11 protein-coding genes are annotated in these 11,361 nt (G+C 69.6%); 8 read left to right on the top strand and 3 right to left on the bottom strand.

The features are described from left to right. Together A9X00_RS18400 and A9X00_RS18395 are read right to left on the bottom strand one after the other, a co-directional pair. Positions 1–367 (bottom strand): FHA domain-containing protein (locus A9X00_RS18400; RefSeq protein WP_369830768.1); only part of this gene is annotated, 367 nt, incomplete at its 3' end. A gap of 80 nt (positions 368–447) precedes the next feature. Beyond that, positions 448–945: a MarR family winged helix-turn-helix transcriptional regulator gene (locus A9X00_RS18395; protein WP_067156448.1), complete on the bottom strand. Its 498-nt coding sequence runs from the start codon at positions 943–945 to the stop codon at positions 448–450. Positions 946–1,063: 118 nt separating this feature from the next. Here A9X00_RS18395 and A9X00_RS18390 point away from each other — a divergent pair, with 118 nt between their 5' ends. The 4 genes from A9X00_RS18390 to A9X00_RS18375 are packed head-to-tail and all read left to right on the top strand — an operon-like array spanning position 1,064 to position 6,231. Further along, a complete protein-coding gene (locus A9X00_RS18390) occupies positions 1,064–3,121 on the top strand; it encodes an ATP-binding cassette domain-containing protein (RefSeq protein WP_232006876.1) in 2,058 nt (685 codons plus the stop codon). Continuing rightward, entirely contained in the window at positions 3,118–3,969 is an 852-nt protein-coding gene (locus A9X00_RS18385; protein WP_067156443.1) for an energy-coupling factor transporter transmembrane protein EcfT, read from the top strand. The genes A9X00_RS18390 and A9X00_RS18385 overlap by 4 nt, the downstream gene beginning before the upstream one ends. Before the next feature lie 2 nt (positions 3,970–3,971). Next, the gene (locus tag A9X00_RS18380) at positions 3,972–4,424 is read left to right on the top strand and encodes an SRPBCC family protein (RefSeq protein WP_067156440.1); all 453 of its coding nucleotides are present in this window, start codon (positions 3,972–3,974) and stop codon (positions 4,422–4,424) included. Continuing rightward, entirely contained in the window at positions 4,417–6,231 is a 1,815-nt protein-coding gene (locus A9X00_RS18375) for a sulfatase-like hydrolase/transferase (protein ID WP_067156438.1), read from the top strand. The genes A9X00_RS18380 and A9X00_RS18375 overlap by 8 nt, the downstream gene beginning before the upstream one ends. Here the strand turns inward: A9X00_RS18375 and A9X00_RS18370 are convergent. Then, entirely contained in the window at positions 6,228–6,674 is a 447-nt protein-coding gene (locus A9X00_RS18370) for an Lrp/AsnC family transcriptional regulator (protein WP_067156435.1), read from the bottom strand. The genes A9X00_RS18375 and A9X00_RS18370 overlap by 4 nt on opposite strands. Before the next feature lie 111 nt (positions 6,675–6,785). Between A9X00_RS18370 and ddaH the strand changes: the two genes are divergently transcribed. From ddaH to A9X00_RS18350, 4 genes are read left to right on the top strand one after another with little or no spacing between them, the layout of a single operon-like run. Further along, the gene (ddaH, locus tag A9X00_RS18365) at positions 6,786–7,628 is read left to right on the top strand and encodes a dimethylargininase (RefSeq protein ID WP_067156428.1); all 843 of its coding nucleotides are present in this window, start codon (positions 6,786–6,788) and stop codon (positions 7,626–7,628) included. After that, on the top strand, positions 7,625–8,860 hold the full coding sequence (gene rocD / locus A9X00_RS18360) for an ornithine--oxo-acid transaminase (RefSeq protein ID WP_067156426.1): 1,236 nt from the start codon (positions 7,625–7,627) through the stop codon (positions 8,858–8,860). The genes ddaH and rocD overlap by 4 nt, the downstream gene beginning before the upstream one ends. A 29-nt stretch (positions 8,861–8,889) precedes the next feature. Next, positions 8,890–10,320, top strand: coding sequence for an amino acid permease (locus tag A9X00_RS18355; RefSeq protein WP_067156423.1), 1,431 nt, complete (start codon positions 8,890–8,892; stop codon positions 10,318–10,320). Continuing rightward, positions 10,317–11,195, top strand: a complete 879-nt coding sequence (locus tag A9X00_RS18350) for a universal stress protein (RefSeq protein ID WP_067156420.1) — start codon at positions 10,317–10,319, stop codon at positions 11,193–11,195. Before A9X00_RS18355 ends, A9X00_RS18350 begins: the two co-directional genes overlap by 4 nt. Positions 11,196–11,361 lie beyond the last annotated feature (166 nt).

Genomic DNA, 11,361 nt, shown 5'->3' with positions numbered 1-11,361 from the left:
GCTGGCGCTGTCCGCGATGGGCAGCCGGCTGCGCGAGGTGCTGCCGCTGGCGGTGCTGGTGATCCTGGCCTCGCTGCGGATCGCCGATCGTGATCGCCTGGCCGGAGTGGATGTCGATGGCCGGCACCCGCGAGCCGTTGACGAACATCCCGCGGGGGCTGTTGTCGATGGCCACCCAGTTTCTACCGGTGAACCGCAGCACCACGTCGGGGTGGGGCGCCGGCAAGTTGCCCGGCGGCCCCAGCGGGATGTCGACGCCGGGACCGTAACCCACCAGCACGTCGCGACCGGGCGCGAAGACGTACCTCGTCGGTCCGACCCATACGGTCAACGGGGAGGCCGGGAAGGCGGAAGCCTCGGGCCGCATCACCGCCACCTTTCGTCACCGGTCAGTCCGAACTTCCAGTCTCTACCCGCCTGCGGCGGTGCATCCACCGGACGGCGCCGTCACAGGGTGTGGCGGCGCGGAGTCGCCGAGGCGCTCTCGAGCAGCCGCCGCAGCACGTCGACCGCCTCCTTGAGCACCTCGCGGTCGGCCGGCTCGAGAAGGGCCAACTGCGGTTCGATCGCCGCGGCCCGGTCGGCCCGAACGGCGTCGAGCGTGCGTCTCCCGTCGGCCGTGATGCGGATGCGGACGGCCCGGGCGTCCCCGGGATCGACGGTACGCGTCACCAGGCCGGCGTCCTCGAGGCGGCGCACCTGGGTGGTCATCGTCGGCTGGGAACAGTGGTCGACGCCGGCCAGGTCGCCGATCCGAGCCTCCCCCTGGGCCTCGATGGTGGCCAGCAGCCGGGCCTGCGCGGCGGGCAGCGGCATCTGGATGCGCTGGGTGGCCAGCCGGTTCAGCCGGGCGACCACGGCGAGTAGATCGGCTCCGAGGCCGGACTGGGGCTCGGGGTTTGCGGCGTCAACGACATCAGTGTGGTTGGCGGCGGATGCGTTCATGCATCCATGGTTGCATAGCTTTGCTAAGCGAGACGACCGCCACACGCCTCGGCGCAAAAACCCAGCGTGCAGGGTGTGGCGCGGGGACTTGCCGCCGCGGCCTGGCAGAATCGGTGAGGTGACCGTCCCCCGACCATCCCGATCACGCCACCGGGGTGGACCGCTGCGACCGGTCGAATTGGCGCAGGCCGCCGTCATGGGCGCGCTGTGCGCGGTCATCGCCATCCTCTCGGTGATCGTCCCGTTCGCCGCGGGGCTGGCCTTGCTGGGCACCGTGCCCACCGGGCTGCTGGCCTACCGGTACCGGTTCCGCGTCCTGATGGCCGCGACGGTCGCGGCCGGGATGATCGCCTTCCTGATCGCCGGGCTGGGCGGTCTGATGACCGTCATTCATTGCGTCTACATCGGCGGGCTGACCGGAATCATCAAGCGCAGGCGCCGCGGCACGCCCACGGTGATCGTCTGGTCCCTGGTCGCCGGCCTGGCGTTCGGCGCCGCGGACGTCATCGGCCTGACCCTGATGAGCCGGCTGCGTCACCTGATCTTCGACGTCATCACCGCGGATGTAAACGGGATCGCGGCCGCCCTGGCCCGCATACACATGCGGGGCGTCGGCGAGGACTTGAAGCGGTATTTCGCTCTCGGCGTGCAACATTGGCAGTTGCTGGTGCTGATCTATTACGTCGTCGGGATCCTGGTCGTGTCGCTGATCGGCTGGTGGGCGTTGTCTCGCCTGCTGGATCGGATGGCCGGCATCCCCGATGTGCACCAGCTGGACGCCCGCGACGGAAACGAGGCCGAGCAGGGCCCCGTCGGGCCGGTGCCGGTGCGGCTGGACAAGGTTCGGTTCCGTTACCCCGGCGCCCGCCAGGACGCGCTGCGCGAGCTGACCATGGAGCTGCGGGTCGGCGAACACGTCGCGATCACCGGACCCAACGGCTCCGGGAAGACCACGCTGATGCTGATTTTGGCCGGCCGCGAACCGACATCGGGCACCGTGCAGCGCCCCGGCGCGGTGGGGCTGGGCAAGCTGGGCGGCACCGCGGTCGTGCTGCAGCACCCCGAAAGCCAGGTGCTGGGCACGCGGGTCGCGGACGACGTGGTCTGGGGCCTGCCGCCCGGCACCAAGATCAACGTCGAACGGCTGCTGAGCGAGGTCGGCCTCGACGGGCTCGCACAACGCGACACGGGCAGCCTCTCCGGGGGCGAGCTGCAGCGCCTCGCGCTCGCCGCGGCGATGGCCAGGGAGCCGGCGCTGCTCATCGCCGACGAGGTGACCACCATGGTCGACCAGCAGGGACGGGACGCGTTGCTGCGCGTGCTGTCCGGTCTGACCAAGCGCCACCGCACCGCCCTGGTGCACATCACCCACTACAACAACGAGGCCGATTCCGCCGACCGCACAATCGATCTCAGCGATTCCCCGGATAACGCGGGCATGGTCGACACCGTCGCCCCGCCGGCCGGGGCCAACGGGGTCACCCCGGTGAACCACCGCGCACAGGCACCGGTGATCGAACTTGTCGGCGTCGGCCACGAATACGGCAGCGGCACCCCGTGGGCCAAAACCGCGCTGCGCGACGTCAGCTTCACAGTGGAGCAGGGAGACGGGGTGCTGATCCACGGCGGCAACGGCTCGGGCAAGTCGACGCTGGCCTGGATCATGGCCGGGCTCACGGTGCCGACCACCGGCACCTGCCTCATCGACGGCCGGCCCACCCACGAGCGGGTCGGCGCGGTGGCGCTGTCGTTCCAGGCGGCCCGGCTGCAGCTCATGCGCAGCCGCGTCGACCTGGAAGTTGCCTCGGCAGCGGGCTTTTCGCCGCGGGAGACGGATCGCGTCGCCGAGGCCCTCGCCGTCGTCGGACTCGATGCCACCCTGGCCAAGCGGCCGATCGACCAGCTCAGCGGCGGTCAGATGCGCCGCGTGGTGCTGGCCGGACTGCTGGCCCGTTCGCCGCGGGCGCTCATCCTCGACGAGCCGCTGGCCGGGTTGGACGCCGCCAGCCAGCGCGGCCTGCTGCGGCTGCTGGAAGACCTGCGCCGCGAGCAGGACCTGACCGTGGTCGTCATTTCGCACGACTTCGTGGGACTGGAGGAGCTGTGCCCACGCACCCTGCACCTGCACAACGGCACGCTGCAGCCGGTATCGGCCACCGCAGGGGGTATGGCATGACCGCAACCTCGACGCCGGCCAGCGGCTCGACCCGACGCACGGCGCGTCCCGTCGTGCTGCTCGTCCCGGTGCCCGGAACCTCCACCATCCACGAGCTGTGGGCGGGCACCAAACTGCTGGTGGTTTTTGGTGTTTCGGCGCTGCTGACGTTCTACCCGGGCTGGGTGACGATCGGGTTGGTGGCGGCGCTGGTCCTGGCGGCGGCCCGGATCGCGCGCATTCCGCGCGGCGCGGTGCCGTCGGTCCCGCGGTGGCTGTGGGTCGTCATCGCCTTCGGCGGCATCACCGCCCTGCTGGGCGGCGGCAAACCGAAGTTCTCGATTGGCGGCCTTGACATCGGACTCGGCGGAGGCTTGCACTTCCTGCGGATCACCGCGCTGTCGATCGTGCTGCTCGCGCTCGGCGCGATGGTGTCCTGGACCACCAATGTCGCCGAAATAGGGCCCGCGCTGGCGACTTTGGGCCGACCGCTCAAGCTGTTGCGGATCCCGGTCGACGAATGGGCGGCGGCCCTGGCCCTGGCCCTGCGCGCCTTCCCGATGCTGATCGACGAATTCCAGGTGCTCTACGCCGCCCGCCGGCTGCGGCCGAAGCGAATACCGCGGAGCCGCAAGGCCCGTCGCCGCCGCCACGCCCTGGAGCTGATCGACCTGCTGGCCGCCGCCACCACCGTCACCCTGCGGCGCGCCGACGAGATGGGCGACGCGATCACCGCCCGCGGCGGCGCCGGGCAGCTCTCGGCCAACCCGGCGCGACCCAAGCTGGCCGACTGGGTGACCATCGCGATCACCGTCGCGGTCAGCGGCCTGGCCGTGGTGCTCGAGACGATGCTGCACACGATGCCCTAGGCATGGCCGCCGTTCGCCGCAGTCACACCATCGCGGCCCGCCCCCAACAGATCTGGGACGTGCTCGCGGACTTCGGCGCGATCAGTTCGTGGGCCGGCAACGTCGACCACTCGTGCATCCTGTTCTCCGGAGCCGACGGGGCGGCCGTCGGCACCGCTCGGCGAGTCCAGGTCAAACGCGATGCCCTCGTCGAACGCATCACCGAGTTCGACCCGCCGCGCGCCCTGGCCTACGACGGCGAGGGCCTGCCCCGCCGCGTGCATAGGATGACCAACCGCTGGACGCTCGACCCGGCCTCGTCGGACTCGACCGTCGTGACGCTGACGAGCACGGTCGAAATCGGCACTCGCCCGGTCCAAAAGCTCGCCGAAGGTGTCCTGTGCCGGTTTCTCACCCGACAGTCCGACGTGATGCTCGCCGGCCTCGCGAATCGATTGGAGAACGCCCGTGTCTGACCGGCCCGATGTCATCATCGTGATGACCGACGAGGAGCGCGCGGTCCCACCGTACGAGGCGCCCGAGGTGTTGGCATGGCGCGACCGAATGCTGCGCGGCCGCAAGTGGTTCGACGAGCACGGCGTCAGTTTCGGCCGGCACTACACCGGCTCACTGGCCTGTGTGCCCAGCCGCCCGACGATCTTCACCGGGCACTACCCCGACCTGCACGGGGTCACCCAGACCGACGGCATCGGCAAGACGGCCGACGATTCCCGCATGCGGTGGCTGCGCCAGGGCGAGGTACCCACCCTGGGCAACTGGTTCCGGGCGGCGGGATACGACACCCACTACGACGGCAAGTGGCACATCTCGCACGCCGACCTCGTCGACCCCTCGACCGGGCGTTCGCTGCTGACCAACGACGACGACGGCGTCGTCGATGCCGCGGCCGTGCGGCGCTACCTGGATGCCGATCCGCTTGCTCCGTTCGGCTTTTCGGGATGGGTGGGTCCCGAACCGCACGGCGCGCTGCTGGCCAACGCGGGCATTCGCCGCGACCCCCTGATCGCCGACCGCGTCGTCGCCTGGCTCACCGACCGCTACGCCCGGCGTCGCGCCGGCGACCCCGGCGCGTTGCGCCCGTTCCTGTTGGTCGCCAGCTTCGTGAACCCCCACGACATCGTGCTGTTCCCCACCTGGTCGCGCCGGGGTCCGGTCAAGCCGTCACCGTTGGACCCGCCGCCGGTGCCCGCGGCGCCCACCGCCGACGAGGACCTGTCGACGAAGCCGGCTGCCCAGATCGCCTTCCGCGAGGCCTATTACTCCGGCTACGGCCCGGCACCGGCGATCAGCCGAACCTACGAGCGCAACGCCCAGCGCTACCGCGACCTCTATTACCGCCTGCACGCGGAGGTGGACGGGCCCATCGATCGCGTCAGGCGGGCGGTGACCGAGGGTGGTTCGGCCAACGCGGTGCTGGTGCGCACCGCCGACCACGGCGACCTGCTGGGCGCGCACGGCGGGCTGCACCAGAAATGGTTCAACCTGTACGACGAGGCGACCCGCGTTCCGTTCGTGATCGCCCGCGTCGGCGAGCGGCCGACCGAGCCGCGCGAGGTGACCGCGCCGACGTCGCACGTCGACCTTGTGCCGACGATGCTTTCGGCCGCCGGCATCGATGTGGCCGCCGCCGCGTCCGTTCTCGCCGAGTCGTTCTCGGAAGTCCACGAGCTGCCCGGGCGTGACCTCATGCCGGTCGTCGACGGGGCGCCCGCCGACGACGCGCGGGCCGTCTACCTGATGACCCGCGACAACATGCTCGAGGGTGACAGTGGCGCCTCGGGGCTCGCGCGCCGCCTGAAGCGGACCGTCAATCCGCCTGCGCCGCTGCGGATTCGGGTGCCCGCGCACACCGGTTCCAATTTCGAGGGACTGGTGCTGCGCGTCGACGACGCGACGGCAACCGGTGGTTCCGGGCACCTGTGGAAGCTGGTCCGCACGTTCGACGACCCGGCCACCTGGACCGAACCCGGGGTGCGCCACCTCGCGGCCAACGGCCTCGGCGGCGAGGCTTACCGGACATCTCCACTGGACGACCAGTGGGAGCTGTACGACCTGACCGCCGACCCGATCGAAGCCGACAACCGGTGGACCGATCCCGACCTACATAACCTGCGCCAGCACCTGCGCGCGCAGCTCAAGCACGCCCGGGCCGCGTCCATCCCCGAGCGAAACCGCCCGTGGCCCTACGTGTCTCGCCGGCCACCGACGCCATCACCGTCGAGGCTCAGGCGCTTGGTCCGGCTTTTCGGTCGCGGCCGCTAGGTCCGCATCCGGTCGATCAGGTTGGACAGCACGACGATGCTTTCGCTGCGCTCGATGTCCGCACTCGAGCGGATGCGTTCCAGGGCCGCCTCCAGGTGCCGCATGTCGCGGGCCAGCACGTGCAGGATCGCATCCGACGTGCCGGTGACCGTCGCCGCGCTGACCACTTCGGGCATGTCCACCCACGCCGCCCGCAGCCGATCGGGTTCGATCGTGCCGTGGCAGAACACCTGCACATAGGCCTCCGTCTTCCAGCCGAGCGCGTTGGGGTCGACGACCGTCGTGAAGCCCCTGATCGCCCCGTCGTCGAGCATCCGGTCGACACGGCGCTTGACCGCCGGCGCCGAGAGGTTGACCGTCTGGCCGATCTCCGCGAAGGTGGCCCGCGCATTCCTGGTCAGCTCGGCGAGGATGCGCTCGTCCGTCTCATCCAAACGGTCCATCTGCAGCTCCTTAACAAATCGCCGTGACCGGCAATCTGGCGCAACAAATCGAGTATAGACACGCAAGAAACGTCGTTTGCTTGTTTCAAAGCCGGCAAATACCGTTGATTTATGACGGACTCGTACCTCGCCGCACCCGCGTCCGCGACATGGCGCGAGTCCCGGACCCGCCGTTACGCGATGACCCCGCCGGACTTCTTCGCCGTGCAGTACGCGATCAACCCCTGGATGGACGTCGGCACACCCGTCGACGCCCAGCTGGCCCGGGCGCAGTGGGACGCCCTGCGCCAGACGTACCTGCGGCTGGGCCACCACGTGGACGTGATCGAGCCCGTGCCGGGTCTTCCGGACATGGTGTACGCCGCCAACGGCGGGTTCATCGCAGGCGGCATCGCCGTCGTCGCGAAGTTTCGCTTCGCCGAGCGCGCCGGCGAATCCCGGGCCTACTCGGATTGGATGTCGTCGCTGGGGTATCGGCCCGTGGCCACCCGCCACGTCAACGAGGGGCAGGGCGACCTGCTGATGGTCGGCGATATGGTGTTGGCCGGCTACGGGTTTCGCACCGACCGGCGCGCGCACCCGGAAATCGCCGCGGCGCTGGGGGTTCCGGTCGTCTCGCTGGAGCTGGTGGACCCGCGCTTCTACCATCTCGACACCGCGTTGGCCGTCCTTGACGACGACACGATCGCGTTCTACCCACCGGCGTTCAGCGCGGCGGCACAGGACCAGCTGCGCGCGCTGTTTCCCGACGCGATCGTGGTGGGAAGCGCCGACGCCTATGTGCTCGGGCTCAACGTCGTCTCCGACGGCTTGAACGTGGTGCTGCCCTCGGCGGCAATGGGTTTCGCCGCACAGCTGCGCGAGGTGGGCTTCGAGCCGGTCGGCGTGGATTTGTCCGAGCTGCTCAAGGGCGGCGGCTCCGTCAAGTGCTGCACATTGGAGGTATTCCCATGACCATCCTCGACGCACGGACCGCACACGGAACCGACGCGGCGATCGGGCTGGTCGAAAGGTATGCGGCGCACAACTATTCGCCGCTGCCGGTCGTCGCGGCAAGCGCCGAGGGCGCCTGGATCACCGATGTCGACGGCCGCCGCTACCTGGACTTCCTGGCCGCCTATTCGGCGGTCAACTTCGGTCATCGCCACCCGGAGATCACCGAGACCGCCCACGCGCAGCTGGACACCGTCACGCTGGTGAGCCGCGCGTTCCACTCCGACACGCTCGGGCCGTTCTGCGCCGCGCTCGCCGGGCTGTGCGGCAAGGACATGGTGCTGCCGATGAACTCTGGCGCCGAAGCCGTGGAGAGCGGCCTCAAGGTCGCCCGCAAATGGGGCGCCGAAGTCAAGGGCGTCGCAGCGGGACAGGCCAATATTATCGTGGCGGACAACAACTTCCATGGCCGCACGATCAGCATCGTCAGCTTCTCGTCGGACCCGACGGCGCGCGACGGATTCGGGCCCTTCACGCCGGGATTCCGTTCCGTGCCGTTCGGCGACGCCGCGGCGCTCGCTCGGGCGATCGACGACGACACGGTGGCCGTGCTACTGGAGGCCATCCAGGGCGAGGCGGGCATCATCGTCCCACCCGACGACTACCTGCCCACCGTCCGCGCGCTGTGCAGCGAGCACAACGTCCTGATGATCGCCGACGAGATCCAGTCAGGGCTGGCCCGCACCGGCTACACCTTCGCCTGCGAGCGGTGGGGCGTCGTGCCCGACGTCTACCTGCTCGGCAAGGCGCTGGGCGGCGGCGTGGTGCCCCTGTCGGCGGTGGTCGCCGACCGCGACATCCTCGGCGTGCTGCGCCCCGGCGAACACGGCTCGACCTTCGGCGGCAACCCCCTGGCGGCGGCGATCGGCACCACCGTCGTGGCTATGCTGGCGCGCGGCGAATTCCAGGCCCGGTCGGCCCAATTGGGTGCGCACCTGCACCGCCGCCTGCGGGGGCTGATCGGTGACGGCGTTGTCGCGGTCCGCGGCCTCGGGCTCTGGGCCGGCGTCGACGTCGAACCCACGCTGGGCACCGGCAAGGAAATGAGCCTGCGGCTGGCCCGGCGCGGCGTGCTGGTGAAGGACACCCACTGTTCGACGCTGCGCTTCGCGCCGCCGCTGGTGATCACCCGCCAGGAGATCGACTGGGCGATTGACCAGTTCGCTGCGGCGCTGCGGGAGGCTCGCGCATAATCAGCTGATCCACGCAACAGGGGGCGCACGTGCCATCCAGCTCGATCAGCCTGACGGAGCAAATGCTGCGGCGCCGTCCCGTCGTCGGCGCGCACGCCGCACCCGGGGCCGCGGATCACCTCAAGCGCAGCATCGGCACGTTCCAGCTCACCATGTTCGGGGTCGGCTCGACCGTCGGCACGGGGATCTTTTTCGTCATGTCGCTGGCGGTTCCGCAAGCCGGCCCGGGCGTGATCGTCTCGTTCCTCATCGCCGGCATCGCGGCCGGGCTCGCGGCCATCTGCTACGCCGAATTGGCCTCGGCCGTGCCGGTTTCCGGGTCGTCGTACTCGTATGCCTATGCCACGCTGGGGGAGGCGGTCGCGATCGGCGTGGCGGCGTGCCTGTTGCTGGAATACGGGGTGGCGACCGCCGCGGTCGCGGTGGGGTGGAGCGGCTATGTCAACAAGTTGCTGAGCAGCCTGTTCGGATTCCAGCTGCCGCATGCCTTGTCGGCGGCACCCTGGGACTCGCAACCCGGCGTGGTCAATTTGCCGGCGATCGTGCTGATCGCAATGTGCGCGTTGCTGCTGATCCGCGGCGCCAGCGAATCGGCCAAGGTCAACGCGATCATGGTGTTGATCAAGCTGGGCGTGCTGGCCATGTTCGTGATCATCGCGTTCACCGCCTTCGACGTGAACCGACTCAAGGACTTCGCCCCCATGGGGGTCGCCGGCATCGGCTCGGCGGCCGGCACCATCTTCTTCTCGTACATCGGCCTGGACGCGGTGTCGACCGCGGGTGACGAGGTGAAAGATCCGCAAAAGACCATGCCGCGCGCGATAATCGCGGCGCTGGCGACCGTCACCACCGTCTACGTCCTTGTCGCGCTGGCCGCGCTCGGCACCCAGCCGTGGCGAGACTTCGCGGGGCAGCAGGAGGCGGGGCTGGCGACGATCCTCGACCATGTCACGAGCGGCAGCTGGGCCGGCACAATCTTGTGCGCGGGCGCGGTGATCTCGATCTTCACCGTCACGCTCGTCACCATGTATGGCCAAACCCGCATTCTGTTCGCGATGGGCCGCGATGGGCTGCTGCCAACGAGTTTCGCCGCCGTGAATGCGCGCACGATGACCCCGGTGAAGAACACCCTGATCGTCGCGGTCGCCACGGGAATGCTGGCCGCCTTCGTTCCGCTCGACAAGCTGGCCGACATGGTGTCTATCGGCACGCTGACGGCGTTCATCGTCGTATCGGTCGGTGTGATCATCCTGCGGGTGCGCGAACCGGACCTGCCGCGGGCGTTCAAGGTGCCGGGTTACCCTGTAACGCCTGGACTTTCGGTGCTGGCGTGCGGCTACATCCTGATTAGCCTGCACTGGTACACCTGGATCGCGTTCTCCGGATGGATCGCGGTGGCGCTGCTCTTCTACTTCGTCTGGGGCCGCCACCACAGCGCCCTCAACGAGGACACGCCGTGACGGTGGTCGCGGGTTACCGGGCCGGCGAAGTCGGCCTGTCGGGGCTGCACCTGGCCGTCCGCGCCGCGCGGACGCTCGGGACGTCGCTCACCGTGGCGACCGTCGTGCCCAAGCCGTGGCTGACGCCGTCACTGGCTCGCGTCGACGCCGAGTACGAACAGTGGGCCGAGCGTCTGGCGGCGGACTCGGCCGAGGAGGCCGCGCGGTTCCTGCGCGATCTGTGCGACGGGATCGACGTCACCTACCTGCATCGCGCGCACCGCTCGGTGTCGGGGGGACTGATCGAGGTGGTCGAGGAGGTGGGCGGCGACGTCGTCGTGCTGGGGTCGCTGCCCAGCGGTGGGCCGGGGCTGGTCGTCATCGGCACGACCGCCGACTGGCTGTTGCACGCGTCGCCGGTGCCGGTGGCCATCAGCCCCCGCGGATATCGCGCGCACACAGGCGGATTGACGCGGATCACCTGCGCCTACGCCGCCACGGCGGATTCGATCGACGTGGTACGGCGTTGTGCGGAGACCGCGCAGCGGTTCGGGGTGCCGCTGCGGGTGATGACCTTCGCCGTCCGGGGCAAGACGATGTATCCGCCCGAGGTGGGACTGGACGTCGAGGACGAGATCCTCGAGGCGTGGGCGGCGCAGGCGCGCGAGATCCTGGCGAGCCTGAAGACCGACGGGGTGGTCGGCAAAGACGTTGCGCTGCACGTGGTTACCGGCCACGACTGGAATGAGGCGCTGGGAAAGGCAGACTGGCAGGACGGCGACATCCTGGCGCTGGGCACCCGACCGCGCGACGAAATCCGCCGGGTGTTCCTCGGTTCCCGCAGCGCCAAGATCATCCGCGAGAGCCCGGTGCCGGTGCTGGTGCTGCCCGGCTAGCGCGTCCTTGCACACGCCGAGATCGCCGCTAGCGTGCAGTTCACTCGCACTTCTTCACGCCACCGTCGATCTCGACGAGACTCGGCTCACCCGGCTAGCTGTACCGGGACATGACGTTGGTAGCGGGCGTGTCGGCTTGATGTGAGGAGAACCCCCGGGTGGGGTG

It is taken from the genome of Mycobacterium sp. 1245805.9, from assembly GCF_001672915.1.
Taxonomy (GTDB): Bacteria; Actinomycetota; Actinomycetes; order Mycobacteriales; family Mycobacteriaceae; genus Mycobacterium.
This window is presented reverse-complemented; position numbering and strand designations above follow the sequence as displayed.